At 73.1% G+C, this 15,494-nt stretch carries 19 protein-coding genes; 9 read left to right on the top strand and 10 right to left on the bottom strand.

Translation table 11 applies throughout. From position 1 onward, the window contains the following. Positions 1-4: 4 nt before the first annotated feature. On the bottom strand, positions 5-1,042 hold the full coding sequence (gene cobT, locus PGN25_10390; protein MEH3117977.1) for a nicotinate-nucleotide--dimethylbenzimidazole phosphoribosyltransferase: 1,038 nt from the start codon (positions 1,040-1,042) through the stop codon (positions 5-7). A gap of 198 nt (positions 1,043-1,240) precedes the next feature. On the opposite strand from cobT, the gene cobS reads away from it, so the two are divergent. From cobS to PGN25_10375, 3 genes are all read left to right on the top strand, one after another. Continuing rightward, on the top strand, positions 1,241-2,068 hold the full coding sequence (gene cobS / locus PGN25_10385) for an adenosylcobinamide-GDP ribazoletransferase (GenBank protein ID MEH3117976.1): 828 nt from the start codon (positions 1,241-1,243) through the stop codon (positions 2,066-2,068). 257 nt (positions 2,069-2,325) lie between these two features. Then, a complete protein-coding gene (locus PGN25_10380) occupies positions 2,326-2,535 on the top strand; it encodes a DUF1289 domain-containing protein (protein MEH3117975.1) in 210 nt (69 codons plus the stop codon). Then, a complete protein-coding gene (locus tag PGN25_10375; GenBank protein MEH3117974.1) occupies positions 2,532-3,224 on the top strand; it encodes a TIGR02281 family clan AA aspartic protease in 693 nt (230 codons plus the stop codon). The genes PGN25_10380 and PGN25_10375 overlap by 4 nt, the downstream gene beginning before the upstream one ends. Positions 3,225-3,231: 7 nt before the next feature. Here the strand turns inward: PGN25_10375 and PGN25_10370 are convergent, their stop codons facing one another. Both PGN25_10370 and PGN25_10365 read right to left on the bottom strand, forming a co-directional pair. Beyond that, positions 3,232-4,554: a DUF5666 domain-containing protein gene (locus PGN25_10370; GenBank protein ID MEH3117973.1), complete on the bottom strand. Its 1,323-nt coding sequence runs from the start codon at positions 4,552-4,554 to the stop codon at positions 3,232-3,234. Beyond that, complete coding sequence (locus PGN25_10365; protein ID MEH3117972.1) at positions 4,551-5,435, bottom strand: DUF6502 family protein; 885 nt, start codon at positions 5,433-5,435, stop codon at positions 4,551-4,553. The genes PGN25_10370 and PGN25_10365 overlap by 4 nt, the downstream gene beginning before the upstream one ends. Before the next feature lie 202 nt (positions 5,436-5,637). On the opposite strand from PGN25_10365, the gene PGN25_10360 reads away from it, so the two are divergent. From PGN25_10360 to PGN25_10345, 4 genes are all read left to right on the top strand, one after another. Then, complete coding sequence (locus PGN25_10360; GenBank protein ID MEH3117971.1) at positions 5,638-5,868, top strand: hypothetical protein; 231 nt, start codon at positions 5,638-5,640, stop codon at positions 5,866-5,868. Then, a complete protein-coding gene (locus PGN25_10355; protein MEH3117970.1) occupies positions 5,865-6,092 on the top strand; it encodes a hypothetical protein in 228 nt (75 codons plus the stop codon). The genes PGN25_10360 and PGN25_10355 overlap by 4 nt, the downstream gene beginning before the upstream one ends. 32 nt (positions 6,093-6,124) lie before the next feature. Next, positions 6,125-6,856, top strand: a complete 732-nt coding sequence (locus tag PGN25_10350; GenBank protein MEH3117969.1) for an outer membrane beta-barrel protein — start codon at positions 6,125-6,127, stop codon at positions 6,854-6,856. Positions 6,857-7,003: 147 nt separating this feature from the next. Beyond that, on the top strand, positions 7,004-7,441 hold the full coding sequence (locus tag PGN25_10345; protein MEH3117968.1) for a hypothetical protein: 438 nt from the start codon (positions 7,004-7,006) through the stop codon (positions 7,439-7,441). 275 nt (positions 7,442-7,716) lie between these two features. On the opposite strand, the gene PGN25_10340 is transcribed toward PGN25_10345, so the two are convergent. From PGN25_10340 to PGN25_10315, 6 genes are all read right to left on the bottom strand, one after another. Further along, a complete protein-coding gene (locus PGN25_10340) occupies positions 7,717-7,851 on the bottom strand; it encodes a hypothetical protein (GenBank protein ID MEH3117967.1) in 135 nt (44 codons plus the stop codon). 99 nt (positions 7,852-7,950) lie between these two features. Continuing rightward, positions 7,951-8,517, bottom strand: coding sequence for an NUDIX hydrolase (locus tag PGN25_10335; protein MEH3117966.1), 567 nt, complete (start codon positions 8,515-8,517; stop codon positions 7,951-7,953). 28 nt (positions 8,518-8,545) lie between these two features. After that, a complete protein-coding gene (locus PGN25_10330) occupies positions 8,546-8,824 on the bottom strand; it encodes a sulfurtransferase TusA family protein (protein ID MEH3117965.1) in 279 nt (92 codons plus the stop codon). A gap of 369 nt (positions 8,825-9,193) precedes the next feature. Then, positions 9,194-10,564: a glutamate--cysteine ligase gene (locus PGN25_10325; GenBank protein MEH3117964.1), complete on the bottom strand. Its 1,371-nt coding sequence runs from the start codon at positions 10,562-10,564 to the stop codon at positions 9,194-9,196. 186 nt (positions 10,565-10,750) lie between these two features. Then, complete coding sequence (locus tag PGN25_10320; protein MEH3117963.1) at positions 10,751-11,734, bottom strand: asparaginase; 984 nt, start codon at positions 11,732-11,734, stop codon at positions 10,751-10,753. 199 nt (positions 11,735-11,933) lie between these two features. Next, positions 11,934-12,686 carry a 16S rRNA (uracil(1498)-N(3))-methyltransferase gene (locus PGN25_10315; protein MEH3117962.1) on the bottom strand — a complete coding sequence of 251 codons (753 nt, stop codon included), beginning with the start codon at positions 12,684-12,686 and terminating at the stop codon, positions 11,934-11,936. Positions 12,687-12,990: 304 nt separating this feature from the next. On the opposite strand from PGN25_10315, the gene PGN25_10310 reads away from it, so the two are divergent. Together PGN25_10310 and ubiA are read left to right on the top strand one after the other, a co-directional pair. Then, positions 12,991-13,590 carry a hypothetical protein gene (locus PGN25_10310; GenBank protein ID MEH3117961.1) on the top strand — a complete coding sequence of 200 codons (600 nt, stop codon included), beginning with the start codon at positions 12,991-12,993 and terminating at the stop codon, positions 13,588-13,590. A 12-nt stretch (positions 13,591-13,602) separates the two neighbouring features. Next, positions 13,603-14,550 (top strand): 4-hydroxybenzoate octaprenyltransferase, encoded by a 948-nt coding sequence (ubiA, locus tag PGN25_10305; protein ID MEH3117960.1) that lies wholly within the window; start codon positions 13,603-13,605, stop codon positions 14,548-14,550. Between the two features lie 288 nt (positions 14,551-14,838). On the opposite strand, the gene PGN25_10300 is transcribed toward ubiA, so the two are convergent. Further along, positions 14,839-15,321 (bottom strand): DUF6101 family protein, encoded by a 483-nt coding sequence (locus tag PGN25_10300; protein ID MEH3117959.1) that lies wholly within the window; start codon positions 15,319-15,321, stop codon positions 14,839-14,841. Between the last annotated feature and the right edge of the window lie 173 nt (positions 15,322-15,494).

Here is a 15,494-nt window from a genome sequence, read left to right as displayed (position 1 = left end):
AGAATCAGCCTTCGCTCTTGCCCGACACGCCCGCCTGCTCGAACGTCGCCATGTCGCGGTGGCAGGCGAGCGCCCCCTTCAGCAGGCCGAGGGCCAGCGCCGCACCGGAGGCTTCGCCGAGCCGCATGTCGAGGGCGAGAAGCGGCGTGAGGCCGAGCCGCTCCAGCACCTCCCCGTGCGCGCCCTCCGCCGAACGGTGGCCGGCGATGCAGTGGTCGAGGGCGGACGGATCGAGGGCGTGCAGCACGGCGGCCGCGGCGGTGGCGACGTAGCCGTCGAGCACCACCGGCACCCGCTGGAGCCGGGCGGCGAGGATCGCGCCGGCCATCGCCGCGATCTCCCGGCCGCCGAGGCGGGCGAGCACCGCGAGCGGGTCGGCCAGATGCCCGGCATGGGTTTGCAGGGCCAGCCGCACGGCCTCGGCCTTGCGGGCGAGGCCCGCCGCGTCGAGCCCGGTGCCGCGCCCGACCCAGTGCTCCGCCGCGCCGCCGTAGAGCGCGGCGTAGATCGCCGCCGCGACCGTGGTGTTGCCGATGCCCATCTCGCCGACCGCGAGGCAGTCGGTGCCCGCCGCCACCGCCTCCATGCCGAAGGCCATGGTGGCGACGCACCCCTTCTCGTCCAGCGCCGGGCCGGAGCAGATGTCGCCGGTGGGCAGGTCGACGGCGAGGTCGAACACCCGGAAGCCGAGGCCGTAGGCGGCGCAGAGCTGGTTGATCGCCGCGCCCCCGGCCGAAAAATTCTCCAGCATCTGCCGGTTGACCGCCGCCGGGAAGGCCGAGACCCCGCGCTCCACCACGCCGTGGCTGCCGGCGAAGACGCAGACCATCGGCCGGTCGAGGCTGGGCTTGGCCTTGCCCTGCCACGCGCCGAGCCATTCCACGAGCCCTTCGAGGCGCCCGAGCGCGCCTGGCGGCTTGGTCAACTGCGCGTCGCGCGCCCGGATCGCGGCGACCGCATCCCCGTCGGGGCCGGGCATCTCGGTCAGCAGGCGGCGGATGTCGGCGAAGGGCGAAGGGGCGGCGGTCGGGGCGGCGGTCATCTAGCAGGCTCGTGCGCGTCGGGGGCAGGGGGAACGCGAAAACGGAGAAAGGCGGTCGCTCGGTCGGCCCAAAACCTCCGGCCGGAGATTTGCGACCGGATAGCCGGTCGGGCCGCGTAGCGGGCGGGCGGCTCCCGGCGCTATAGAAGCGGACGGGCCCGCGGTACAGGCGGGGACGATCCTTCGAAGGGGGCGGCCATGATCGAGCGCAGCGGCAGCGATCTCGGGCCGCCCTTTCCCGGTGCGGAGCTGATCTACGATCTGGCCGCCTGCCTGCGCTTCTTCACCCGCCTGCCGATCCCGCCGCTGCCCGACGAACCGTCCCCCTACGGCGCGCCGGATTTCCGCACCGCGCCGCGGGTGCTGCCGCTGGCGGGCCTGCTGATCGCGCTGCCCGCGGCCCTGGTGCTGGTGCTCGCCTGGGAGATCCGGCTCGGGCCCTTCGTCGCCGCCGCGCTGGCGCTCGTCGCCCTGGCGCTGATCACCGGCGCGATGCACGAGGACGGGTTGGCCGACGTCGCCGACGGGTTCGGCGGCGGCCACAGCCGCGAGCGCTGCCTGGAGATCATGCGCGACAGCCGCATCGGCGCCTATGGCGGCACCGCCCTGTTCCTCGGGCTGGTGCTGCGGGCGGCGATGCTCGCGACCCTGCTCGACCGCTCGGGTTCGCTCGCCGCCGTGTCGCTGCTCCTCGCCGCCGCGCTGTCGCGGAGTGCGGCCCTGGTCCCGATCGCGATCCTCGACCCCGCCCGCCCCGGCGGCGCGGGCGCCGCGGTCGGCCGGCCGACACGCGCCACGCTCGGGATCGCCGGCCTGCTCTGCGTGATCCTCGCCGCTCTGGCCGCAGCCCTCGGCCTGCCGCCGCTGGGCCTCGTCCTCGCGCTGATCCTCGCGCCGCTCGCCGCCTTCGGCCTCAGCGCGCTGGCCCGATGGAAGATCGGCGGCCAGACCGGCGACGTGGTCGGCGCCTGCCAGCAGGTCGGCGAGGTGGCGGTGCTGCTGGCCCTGGTCGCGGCGACGGCGTAGTTTTTCGCGGCCCCAGGGCAATCGCTTGAAGCGATGGCCCGGAAGCGCAGGGCCTGCCGACGCGATGGGAGGGGGATGGGGGCACGCGCATCCTCGTCCACCCCATCCGCTGGCTCAAGCGCAGCCCGTCCGAGGCGTGACGGGCGGCGTTCGAGCGAGGGCGACATCCGCCATCCCGAAGGGGTCGATCGGATGTCGCACGAGGCGTGCGGCAAAACCCTTGATTCACGGCTCCGCTCCGTCCCATCTGCGGGGCGATGACGGTGATTGTGAAAAAACCTTCGAGTCCCTGCACCAAGGTTTGCGTGCTCGATGCTGCCACCGGCCTGTGCGAGGGCTGCGGCCGCACCCGCGACGAGATCGGGTCGTGGGGCTCGCTCTCCGAGCCGCAGCGGCTCGCGATCATGGCGGGCCTGCCCGGACGGCTGCGGCGGGCCTATCCGCAGCGGGAGGGAGGCGCGCGATGATGTGGATCGGGCTCGCCATCCTCGGGGTCGGCCTCGTCGTCCTCGTGGCCAACCACGACGGCGGCGCGGTGATGGGGCTCGATCAGGACCGGTTCGCCGGCCTCGTCTCGATGAGTGCGCTGCTGCTGCTCCTCACCGCCGGCCGCTGGCGGCAGGCGCTCGCCATGCCCGGCGAGACGGTGCGCTCGATCCTGATCTGGCTCGCCATCGCTGCGGTGCTCGTCCTCGGCTACGCCTACCGGGACGACGTGCAGCGGGTCGGAGCCGGCCTGGTCGGGGCCCTGCATCCCGGCACCGCCGTGGTCGGCGCGGGCGGCGAGGTGACGATCACCCGCCGCTCGGACGGCGACTTCGCCGTGCTGGCGGAGGTGAACGGCCGCGCCGAGCAGCGCTTCGCCTTCGATACGGGGGCGAGCAGCGTGGTGCTCACCGCCGAGAACGCCGAGCGCTTGGGGCTCCGTCCGGCGGAGAGCGCGTTCACCCAGCACGTCTCCACCGCCAACGGCACGGCGCTGACCGCGCCGATCCGGCTCGACTCGATCACGATCGGGCCGATCACCGAGCGCGACGTCGACGCCATGGTGAGCCGGCCGGGCGTGCTCACCACCAACCTGCTCGGCCAGAGCTTCCTGGAGCGGCTCCCCTCCTACGAGGTGCGGGGCGACCGGCTGATCCTGCGCAGCCGCTGACGGGCCTCTAGCGAGGCCTGCCCCCCGGCCCGCCGCCTCCGAACCCGCCTGAACCACCGCCGCCGAAGCCGCCCGGCCCACCGCCCCCGGGACGGCCGAAGCCGCCCGAGGGCGCCCCGAACGCGCCGCCGGGTCCACTGCCGGAGCCCGGCGCCGTGCCGGGTCGCGTGTCGATCGGGTAGCCGCCGGGCATCGAATTCCCGCCCGACCCGAATCCGCCGGGATCGCGTCCGCCGGGGCGCGCGAACGGCGCCTCGCCCCCGGGGCCGGAACGTCCGGACGGCCCGGAGCCGGGATTGCCGGGACCGCGGCCACCCAAGCCCCGACCGCCGACGCCCTGGCCACCGGTCCCCGGCTCGCCGGGGCCTTGTCCGCCGCGTCCCGGTGCCTCGCCACGCACCGCTTCCACGCTCATCCGTCCGCCCGGGCCGATTCCGGTCTCGATCACCGCCGGCCGGCCCGCGCTGGGCAGCGAAGCGGGGTCGATCCGGCCCGAGACCGCGAGGCCGGAGCCGAGCCGCAGGGCGCCGCCGCTCTGCGCGACGTAGGCCTCGATGGAGGCGCGGCCGAGCCCGGCCGGGAAGGGCCGGCTGACGTCGCGGGCGGATGTCACGGTCAGGCTGCCTGCGCCGACCGTGCCTTGCACGAGGGTGCGCCGTCCGGTCAAGGGTCCGGCCAGGGCCGGCTCCAGGCCCTCCAGGCGCAGCCCGCCGATGCGCAGGGCGCCGTCCCGGCCTCGCCGCACCGGGCCGGCGACGCGGGCGGCGCCGTCCGGGCGGGGTTCGATCAGGCTCGCGACGACGGTGCCGTCGCCCCGGCGCAGGCCGCTCACCGCGACGCGCTCGCCGACCGCGAATGTTTGCGGGGTCTTCAGGCCCGCGGTGGACACGGTCTGGCCGAGCACCGTCAGGCGGCCCCGGGCCACGGCCTCGACGGGGCCGACCACCTCGCTCGTCACGTCGATGGCGCGGGTCGAGAGACCGCCGTCGCCCCCCCGCGCCGCCACCCGCACGACGTGGCCGAGCCTGAGGTCGGCGACGCGGGCGGGCGCGCCGTCGATGCGCACGCGCACGTCCGGCGGGTAGGTGATGCGCAGGTCGTTGACGACGATCGAGCCGAAGCGGCGGATCGTGCCGATCACGCCGGTGCCGCCGATGCCGCGGTCGCCGCCGGGCGTCTCCTCCTGCGAGGGACGCGCACCGGTGCCGCCGATGCCGCGATCCTGGACGGGATCGCCCTCCGCCTGCGGCCAGGCCGGCCGCGGCCGCCACAGGGCGGTGCCGGCGAGCAGCGCCAGCAGGCCGCGGCGGGTCGGGACGAGGCGGCTCAAGACGCGCGGCCCTCCTCGTCCGAGGCGGACGAGGCCGTGGATTCCGAAGCGGGACCGCGGGCGGGCACCTCCGCGCGGTAGACGTAGATGCCGAAGTTCCAGCGGTGGCGCCCGCCCGCGTCGCCCTCGCAGGCCGCGTGCGCCTCGGCATTGGCCTCCCGAAGGGCCCCCATCGCGATCTCCCGGGCTCGTTCCTCCAACCGCGCGGCGAGCACGTCGGAGAGCCCGTCGTAATGCACCGCGCGCTCGAAGAAACGGGGGGAGGGGCCGGCGACGTTCTCCGCCGCCGCCGCGATGTGGTCGTGCAGGTTGCGCCCGAAATAGTAGAGTTGCGGCTCCGCCCCGCCCTTGGGCAGGTAGGCCGCCTCGAGCAGGCGCACCCGGCCCTCGGGATCGAGCACGGCGAGCCCCCGGTCGAGCCACTCGTCGAGCACGGCGCGGGGGCGCACGTCCTTGGTCACGCCCGCCACGAGGCTCTCGAAGGAGGGGGCGTCGTCCTCGGCCGAGCGCGGCAGCGGCAGCGGCCGGCCCTGGCGATCGGTGAAGTCCGGCGCGGCGACCCAGCGGGCGATGATCCGGCTCGTGCGCGAGACCATGGCGGGCACTTGGCTCACCGGCGCGCCGGCCCCGCGCAGGCGGCGCACCTCCTTGCGGTGGATGCCGGTGAGCAGGCTGACCCGGCTGTCGGTCTGCTCCTTGCCGGGCAGGGCGAAGTCGTACTCGGCGACGTTCACGTAGAGCTCGCGCAGCAGGTTCGTCAGGGCCGGGAAGGTGATGCCGCGCTGGACCAGAAGGCGCACGAGCGGCCGCAGCAGGCGTGCCACCGGCGCGTGCAGGGCGGCGCCGTCCGGGGACGGAGCGGGTTCGGTCGGCTCGGACATGGCCTGAGCTTAATGGCGATGATGTGGGAGACAATCCCACAATGTGCGGTCCGGCACCCTGATCCGCTGATTTCCGTTTGACGTGGGATTTTTACACACGTAGATTTTCGTGGTCATATTTCCCACGTTCAAGGGCCGCGGACGGTGAGACGCTATCATGATCGAACTGAGACCCACTCTCGTATCCGCTGAGGCGCCGCTCATGTTCGCGCCCCGGCCGGGCCCGGTGCTCGACGCCTCGGTCCGCCCGCTCGTCCGCGGCGCCGCCCTCGCCGCCGTCCTCGCCGCGGCCGCCGGCCTGCCGACGGTCCGGCCGCTCATGGCCGGCTTCCTCCCGGCCTTCGAGCGTCCGGAGGTAACCCGGGCGAGCCGCATCGCCACCGCGCGGAAGGAGACCGCGCGGGTCGCGAGCCTTCGGGAGGCGGTCCGATGAAGGCCGCCTTTTCCACCGGCCTGCCGACGACCGGCCTCGCCGCGAGCCGGATCCACCCGTTCGCCGGGACCGCCGCCCGTGCCGGTGCCGGTGCCCTTGCCCGGCCGCGCTCCCCCCGGACCGAACCGGAGCCCGAGCCCTGCGGCGGCCAGACCGTCATCGACTTCGCGCTCTGCCTGATCCTGGCGGTCGTGGTCGTCGGCCTGCTGCTGCTCGCCCTCTGAGCCTTCCCGAACTTCGCAGAAGAGAAAACACCATGATCCGTCACGCGATGCTGCCGGCCCTGACCGGACTCCTTCTCGCGAGCGGGGCCGGCGCCGCCGACCTGCCGCGCCGGGCGGCACCCCCGCCGCCGCCCGTCCTGCCGGTCTTCACCTGGACCGGCTTCTATGTCGGCGCCAATGCCGGCTACGGTTTCCGCGGCGGCTCGTCGAGCTACACGGACGCCACCTACGGCACCGTCACGGAGAGCGGCGGGCGGGGCGGCTTCGTCGGCGGCGGCCAGATCGGCTACAACTACCAGCTCACGCCGGGTTCCGGCTGGGTGCTCGGCGCCGAGGCGGACTTCCAGGGCACCGGCTTCGGCCGCCGCGGCGACGGCACCATCGGCTCCACGCCCTATTACGGCGTCACTCCGAGCCTCGACTGGTTCGGCACCGTGCGCGGCCGGGTCGGCTACGCCTTCGACCGCTGGCTCGTCTACGGCACCGGCGGCTTCGCCTACGGCGGCGGCAGCAAGTCGCCCTACGCCTCGGCCTATCCTTACACCCTGCCGGACACGACCCGGCTCGGCTACGCCGCCGGGGCGGGCGTCGAATACGCTCTGACCGACCATATCTCGGTGAAGGTCGAGGGTCTCTACGTCGATCTCGGCAAAAGCGGCACCGGCACCACCGTCTACGATGCGACGGTACCGGCCTATTACGGCACCGGCCGATCGGAATCAGGCTTCGGTGTCGTTCGCGGCGGGTTGAACTATAGGTTCTGAAGCTGAGCCGGGTGGTTCGTTTCTTGCGTGAAAGAGTGAACGACGGCCTGGAAAAATCGTTTGAACGGCTCAGCCTCTCCGATGCGGGTGCCGATCCCGGCCCGCCGGGTGCTGTGAGGGGAGCGTTTCGAACGGAGACTACCAACCGTGGCCATTCTATCCTGCGCCACCCGGCGCCTTCCTCTGGTCGTCGGCCTCTCGGCCTTTCACCTCGCTCTCGCGCCACTCCCGTCCTCGGCGCAATCCGTGGCCGTTCCCGCCATCGAGCCGCCGGCCGTCGAGATGCCGGCGACGCCCGATCTCGGCATCGGCCTGCCGAAGGGCGCGCTGGTGTTCCACGGCAATTACTGCGGCCCGGGCAGCCGCGGCGCCGGCCTCCCCCCGACCGATGCCCTCGACCGGGCCTGCATGCACCACGACGCCTGCTCGCCGCCGGCGGGCGAGGGGCTGCCGACCTGCTCCTGCAACGACCGTCTGGCCCACGAGGCCACGGTCGTGGCGCGCATGCCGCGGATCGGCGACGAGCAGCGCACGGCGGCGGAGTTCGTCGCCATCGGCGCCAGGGTCCTGGCCTGCCAGCCCTGATTTTTGCGCGGGAACCGTTCGAATCGAATCGGACGGTGCCGCGCAGCGGAACCCGCCCGTGATGTGTCGCCGAAGCCGGGCGTCGCGACCGGTCCGGGATCGCGTCGTCCGCGTCCGAAAGCGGGTGGCCATCTTTCGGGGACGATGCGGCGAGCCGGTGCCGCCGGGCGGGGCGCCGAGCCTCGACAACCCTTGCCGCGGGCATCGGTTCGGCCGGGCCGGGGCGCCATGCGGGACGGAGATGGCGCCTCGGCCGAAGATACCGCCGACGACCGCTAGGCCCGCGGCGGATACCCGTCCGGTTCGGCCTCGACGGTCCGATCGGGGCGCTCCACTTCGCGCCGGTGCCACATCAGGAGCAGGGCGGAGACCACGAGCCAGGGGCCGGCGATCCCGATGAAGAACGACATGGGCGCATCTCCCGCGCGGCGCGCTTTCCTTATCCGACAGGAAGCCGTTCCGCGTCGAAGGCGATGATAGGCGTTGCCGGACCGCCCGCAAGCCGGGCCTCAGGCGAACAGGTCCGGGCGGCGCAGGCGCAGGGTGAGCAGCAGCACCAGCGTCTTCATGTCGACGATCTCGCCGGCCTCGCTCATCGCCGCGAGGGTGGCGAGCGGCATCTCCGCCACCGTGATCGCCTCGTGCTCCTCGGCGAGGCCCCCGCCCGGCCCCTCCCGGTCGGCTTGCGCGTAGGGGGCGAGGAACAGGTGCATCCGCTCGGTCGAGACGCCCGGCATGCTCCACACCGTCGAGACGGGCTCCAGGCGCGACAGGCGCAGGCCCGTCTCCTCGAAGGCCTCGCGGCGCACGCCGGCCTCCGGGTCGGCCTCGTCGAGCAGGCCCGCGGGCACTTCGAGCAGGTCGGTGACGCCGGCGGTGAAGAAGGGCGCGGCGCGGAACTGGCGGATCAGCAGGGCGACCCTGCGCTCGGGATCGTAGGGCAGCACGCAGACCGCCTCGCCGTGATCCTCGATCTCGCGGGTGACCGCGGCGCCCTCCGGGGTCGTCACCTCGGCGACGAGGAAGCTCGCCCAGCCATCGTGGACGGTGCGGGTGCCGCGGATCTCGGGGGGCATGGCGTCTCCGGCTCGGGACTGTTCGGGGTCAGGATCGCTCGGGCGCGATGGCGCCGCCGCGGCGGATCAGGAAGCGCGAGGCTGACCCGAGCCGCTCCTGCGCCTCCAGCGCGGCGCCCTCCTCGCGGACGAGGTTGGGGATGTCGATCCCGGCGAGCGGGTCGGTGCAGGTCACGGCGACGCGTCCCCCGGGCGGGAGGGCGCGCAGGGCCTTGCGGGTGCGCAGCGCCGGAAGGGGGCATTTGAGGCCGCTGAGATCGAGTTCGAGGTCGATCTCGACCGGGGCGGCATCCGGGGAATCGGGCATCGCCGCCCGCCATACACGAAAAAGCCCCGCCGGCCGAACCCGGCCGACGGGGCCTCTCGTAATCCTGGATCGAGCGGCGGCCAGCCGTAGAGGCCGTAATCGTAGTCGCGCGGGGCCGCCCTCGCGGCGAGCGCACCGCCGACGTTGCGGCGGCGATCGCCGTTTGCCGCGTCGCGAAATCCTGCGCCGGGCCTTTGCCGTGTCATACCGTTTCCGATCGATCGCTTCGGGTTTGGCCCCCCTCCGTCATCGCGAGCGGCCGCGAAGCGATCCAGGGCGCGACAGGTCCGGAAAGGGCGCGCCCTGGATCGCCACGGCTTCGCCTCGCGATGACGCAGGAGAGGCCGAACTCATCAACCGGATGGCGTATCAGAACGTGCAGGCGGAAAAAGCCGGCTCGATCGACTTCTCCCAGGCGCCCTCGTAATCGGCCAGCCGCTCCTCGGCATGGCTGCGCCCGGCGGCGACGATCGCTTCCAGCGGCTGGAGATACAGGGCCTCGTCGCGGCCCGCCCCGTCCCGGCGCGCCCGGGCCTGGAGGCCGGAGCGGGCGATGGCCAGGGCTTCCGCCGCGACCGCGCCGAGGCTGCGCCCGCCGATGCTGGCATTGAGGCCGAGCCGCGGCACCGCGGCGCGCATCGATTCGCGCTCGCAGGGCGCCCAGCCGCGCACGAGATCCCAGGCGGCGGACAACGCCGTCTCGTCGTAGAGCAGCCCGACCCAGAACGCCGATTGCGCCGCGATCATCGCCCGCCCGCCGACATCGGCGCCGCGCATTTCGAGGAAGCGCTTGAGGCGCACTTCGGGGAAGACGGTGGAGGCGTGGTTGGCCCAGTCCGAAACGGTCGCCCGCTCGCCCGGCAATGGGGCGAGGCGCCCTTCCATCAGGTCGCGGAACGAGGCGCCGGCCACGTCGTGATAGGTCTCGCCGCGCTTGACGAAGTACATCGGCACGTCGAGCAGCCAGTCGACGTAAGCTTCGTAGCCGAACCCCTCGTCGAAGGCGAAGGCGAGCATGCCGGTGCGGTCGGCGTCCGTGTCGCGCCAGATCTCGGAGCGGCGCGACAGGAAGCCGTTCGGGCGCCCGTCGGTGAAGGGAGAGTTGGCGAACAGCGCCGTGGCGATCGGCTGGAGCGCGAGGCTGACGCGCATCTTGCGCACCATGTCGGCCTCGGAGGCGAAATCGACGTTCACCTGCACGGTGGCGGTGCGCAGCATCATGTCGAGGCCGAGCTTGCCCACCTTGGGCATGTAGCCGCGCATGATGCGGTAGCGGCTCTTCGGCATCTGCGGCGTGGCCTCGCGGGTCCATTTCGGACTCATGCCGAGGTCGAGGAAGCCGATGCCGAGCGGCTCGGCGGCGCGCTTGGCCGCGGCGAGGTGCTCGTCGAGTTCGGCCACCGTCGCATGGATATCGGGCAGCGGCGCGCCGGAGAGCTCGAACTGCCCGCCCGGCTCGATCGAGATCGCGCCGCCGCCCTCGTTGTTGGCGAGCCCGATGATGGTGCCGGCATCGAGGATCGGCTCCCAGCCGGTCTCGCGGGCGAGGTTTTCGAGAAGGGCCCGGATGCCGCGCTCGCCCTCGTAGGGCACGGGGGCGTGGTCGGCCCGATAGAACGGGATCTTCTCGTGCTCGGTGCCGATGGCGAAGCGCTCGCGCGGCTTCTCGCCCGCGGCGAACCACGCGATCAGTTCGTCCCGCGTGGTGAGCGGGGTGGTGTCGGACGTGTCGCGCGCCATGCGCTGCCTCGAAGGTGACGTCGGATCGAATGTCAGCGGGCGCGCCGGTCGTCCGCCACCGGACGGGCCGGTGGCGGCCTCACCGGATGTCGTGTCCTTAGAGGACGCCGCAAGGCTGAACAACGCGCCCGCCGACCGCAGACGGGCATGATGCAAGCTTTCCGTGTCCGGTCCGGGTTCGGCCGTTCACGGGTCCGCGAAGAAGCGGCCGTAGGCGTCGCGCGGAACGTCCGCCCGAAGGAGAAGCTGGAGCAGCAGCCGCGCCTTCAGGCCGGAGAGGAGGCCGGCCGAGAGCACGCCGCGGCGCAGCAGATCGATCTCGCCGCCCGGATACCCGTATGTGCGCGAGAACACCGGGCCGGTCTCGGTGCGCGAGGCGAGCACCACCGGCATCCGCTCGACCAGGGTGGAGACGGTGTCCGCCAGCGACTCCGGCACGTGGCCCGCGCCCATGCCCTCGATCACGGCGCCGCGGAAGCCGAGATCGGGCAGGGCGGCGAGCAGCCGGCCGTCGTCGCCGATGCCCATCCTCAGGAGCGCCACCGGCGCCGCCGTATCCGACAGGGGGCCGTCGACGCGGGGCGCGCGGCCGGGGCGCAGGACGATGCGCGCCTCGCCCTCGACCACGAGGCCGAGCGGGCCGGAGAGCGCCGAGCGGAAGGCCGAGGGCAGGGTGGTGTGCGCCTTCTGGACGAGGCGGGCGGCGTGGATCTCGTCGTTGAGGACGGCGAGCACGCCCAGGCCCCGCGCCGCCGCGCTTCCCGCGACGGCGGCGGCGGCGAGCAGGTTGCCGGGCCCGTCGGCCCCGGCGCTTTCCGGACCCCGCATCGCGCCCGTCACGACGACGGGCTTGCCGCCGCCCAAGAGGCTGTCGAGCACGAAGGCGGTCTCCTCGATCGTGTCGGTGCCCTGGATCACCACGGCCCCGTCGAGATCGCCCGCGAGGCGCTCGGTGATCGTGCGCGCCACCCCGATCAGGTCGTCGAGGGTGAGCCCGGCGCTCGGCCGCCGCAGGGGCGAGAGCGTCTCGATCGCCGCCACCGCGTCGAGCCCCGGGACCGTCGCGGCGAGGTCGGCCGCCGTGAGCGTCGGCACGATCCCGCCCGCGGCGCTGCGGGTCATGGTGATCGTCCCGCCGAGAGACAGGAGGAGGAGGCGGGGGAGGTTCATCGCGACATCCTCGGACGGACGTTGGGGATGCGGCGCATACCCGCCATCCCGGTCTCACCCTCATCCTGGGGTGCCGGAGCGTAGCGGAGGCTTCGAGCGGTGTTCCGGCAGGCCGCGCGGAACCTGGAGGATCCTTCGAGGCCCGCTGGCGCGGGCACCTCAGGATGAGGGAGTGGATGGGACATTCGCCTTGTCCTGCTCATCGTGCGTCGCCGAGCACCGCCTGGACGAGCGCCAGCACCGCGACCGCCGCGGTGTCCGCCCGCAGGATGCGGGGGCCGAGCGACAGGGCGACGGTGTTGGGCCGGCCGGCGATCAGCGCGCGCTCTTCCTCGTGGAACCCGCCCTCGGGGCCGACCAGCACCGCGAGCGGCGGGGGCCTTCCCGAATCGGCGGCGGCGCGCAGGGCGGCGACCGGATCGGTCGCGGGCGCGTCCTCGTCGCAGAAGACGAGAAGGCGGTCGGCTTCGAGCGCGTCGAGGCAGGCGGGCAGCCGGTCCGGCTCGCCGATCGCAGGCACGGAAAGGATGCCGCACTGCTCGGCCGCCTCGATCGCGTTGGCCCGAAGGCGGTCGGACTTGATCCGCTCGCCCTGGGTGAAGCGGGTGAAGACCGGCTGGAGCCGGCCGGCGCCCATCTCCACCGCCTTCTGCGCCATGTAGTCGAGGCGGCCCGTCTTCAGCGGCGCGAACAGGTAGTGCAGGTCGGGCGGGGCCGGCTGCGGCCGGGTCCGCGCCACGACGCTCAGGTCGGCGCTCTTGCGGCCCTGCGGCACGATCTCGGCGCGCCACTCGCCGTCGCGCCCGTTGAACAGCAGCACCGGCTCGCCCTCCGCACGGCGCAGCACGGTGAGCAGGTAGTTCGCCTGGGCCCGCTCCAGCGGCAGGACGCGCCCCTCCGCCAGATCCGCTTCGACGAAGAGGCGCGGGGCGGTGAAGTCGTAAGCGGCCATGGTCTCTCGCAGCGAAGCCCGTCTCGTCGCGTGGCGCTTCCGGCCTGTCAACCGGCGCCCCGCGCCCACTGATGCGAAAATATCACGTGGTGCGTGTTTCGCAGCGTTTCCCACGCTCGCGGCCCGTCGCGGGCGGAACGTACCATTGGCGCCACATTCCCATGCGCAGAAGAGTCCCGCATCGAAACACGTTCAAGCCCCTCGACCGAGCCCGCGGCCACTGCGCCGGGACGCTCGTGCCGGGCGGGCGCTGCGGGATCGGGGGCAAACCCGTCGCGGCATGCGGGGAGAAGGACCGGGCCGAATGTCTGCCAGGATGACTGCACCGTCGAAGACCGCTGCCGCCCTCGTCGGCCTCGTTCTGCTGGCCGAGCCGGCGCTCGCCCAGGGCTTGAGCGGGGCGCCGATGCCGTCGATGACGACGCCGTCCGAGCCCGCCCCCTCCGCCGGCGCGCCGATGAGCATCCCCGCGCCGATGGCGCCGGCGGCGCCCGCCCAGTCCGTGCCGAAGCAGGCGGGCACCGATTGCGGCGCGATCCAGTCGACCCTGATCGAGCGCAAGAACCTCGTGGCCAAGGCCAACGCCGCCTCGAACTCGAAGAAGAAGATGACGCCGCAGGAGGCCTGCGCCCTGTTCGGCAAGCTCCAGGCCAACGGCACTTCCGGCCTCAAGTGGATCACCGCCAACAAGGAATGGTGCTCGATCCCCGATTCGTTCTCGGAAGGCTTCAAGGCCGACCACAACAAGGTCTCGGAGATCCGCAACAAGGTCTGCGGCATCGCCGCCCAGGCCTCGAAGATGGAAGCCCAGGCCAAGGCCCAGGCGCAGAACGGCGGCGGGGGCGGCCTGCTCGGCGGCCCGGGCCTGTCGGGCTCCTTCCGGATGCCGCAGGGCGCGCTCTAAACCGTCACGACCTTGATTCTCCGCCCCGAGCCCACCGGCCGCGTCGCCGACGCGGTCGCCGGCCATTGGGTCGACCGGCTCGCGCCGGCCGGGGCGCGGCCCTATCTCCGCCTCGCCCGGATCGAGCGGCCGATCGGCTGGTGGCTGCTGCTGCTGCCGTGCTGGTGGTCGGCCGCGCTCGCCGCCGTCGCCGCCGGCAATCCCGGCCCCCATCCCGGCCACCTCGTCCTGTTCCTGATCGGCGCGGTGGCGATGCGCGGCGCCGGCTCCACCTACAACGACATCGCCGACCGCACGCTCGACGCGCAGGTCGAGCGCACCCGCTCGCGTCCGCTGCCCTCCGGACAGGTGACGACGAAGGGAGCCGCCGCCTTCCTCGCGGCCCAGGCCCTGGTCGGCCTCGCGGTGCTGCTGCAATTCAATGCCGCCGCGATCCTCGTCGGCCTGCTCTCGCTGGTGCCGGTGGCGATCTACCCGTTCATGAAGCGGGTGATGCCGATGCCGCAGGCGGTGCTCGGCCTCGCCTTCGCCTGGGGTGCGCTGATGGGCTGGGTCGCGGTGTTCGGCCGGCTCGATCTCCCGGCCCTGTGGCTCTACGTCGGCACCATCGCCTGGGTGGTCGGCTACGACACGATCTACGCGGTGCAGGACATCGAGGACGACGAGATCGTCGGCATCCATTCCTCGGCGCGGCTGTTCGGGGCGCGCCTGCGCCTGGCGGTCGGCCTGTGCTACGCCGGCACCGTCGCCCTGTTCGTTCCCGCGCTGATCGGAGCGGGGGCCGGCCCCCTGGGCTGGCTCGGGCTCGCGCTGTTCGCCGCCCATCTCGTTCGCCAAGTGGCGACGCTCTCCGAGCGCGACGGCCAGCGCGCCCTGGCGCTGTTCCGCTCGAACCGCGATGCCGGACTCATCCTGTTCGCGGGGTTCGCCGCCGACGCGCTGTGGCAGGGCTGGCACTGACGCTCCCATGGCGAGGGCGCCCGCGCCCGGGGGCGTTCGCGCGATGCCGGCCCCTATCCGCCGAACTCGCCCGAGCGCACGGGCCGGCTCGAGGGCGACGACGGCCGAGGCGGCGGTCGTCTCATACGATATCCGGTTGATGAGTTCGGCCTGTCCTGCGTCCTTGCGAGGCGAAGCCGTGGCAAACCAGGGCGCGTCCTTTCCGGACCTGTCGCGCCCTGGATCGCTTCGCGGCCGCTCGCGATGACGGAGAGGGGCGAAACCCGAAGCGATCAAGCGGAAACGGTATCAGCCGCGGGAAATGATCTCGCTCTCGCCCCGGTGGATGCAGGGCCGGGCCGGGAGGCGGGCGGTCTTGCGCCGCACGAGGAAGCGCGGGCGGCGGCCGCTGAGGGCGGCGTGGCGGCGGCGCTGACGGCCCCTGCCGAGCACGACCGGTCCGAGCTGCTGCGAGACCGGCACGATCGCTCCGTCCTCGCGCAGCAGCATCCGGGCGAGGCCGCCCTTGGCCGAGACGGCGCGCCACACCGCCACGACGTCCTCCTCGGCGAACGGCCCGAGCCGCATCGCCACCTCGCCCTCCGCATCGACCAGAAGCAGCGCGAAGCGATCCTCGCCGCAGGCCTCGGCCGCGTCGTCGAAGGCCAGCGCCACGCCGACGGGCGCGCCGAGGATCGGCAGCGGGGTGGCCTGAACCGGGATCGGCGCCGCCTCGATCCCGTCCCCGCAGCCGGGGCGGCGGTTCAGATTCATGATCTCGAAAGTCGTCATCGGCTCGACGCCCTATCCCTCGCCGCGGTCTCTATCGGACACGCTGATCTGACAAGCACAGTGCCGGTCGTCTTCCCCAAGGCACCTTAAGAGTGAGCGTTAAGCGTTGGTGGATCGAGCCGAAGTCTCGGCGATGCTCAACGGACCCTTGCCGGAATTGGTTCAATGCGGGT

Source organism: Methylorubrum populi (assembly GCA_036946625.1).
Taxonomy (GTDB): Bacteria; Pseudomonadota; Alphaproteobacteria; order Rhizobiales; family Beijerinckiaceae; genus Methylobacterium; species Methylobacterium populi_C.
This window is presented reverse-complemented; position numbering and strand designations above follow the sequence as displayed.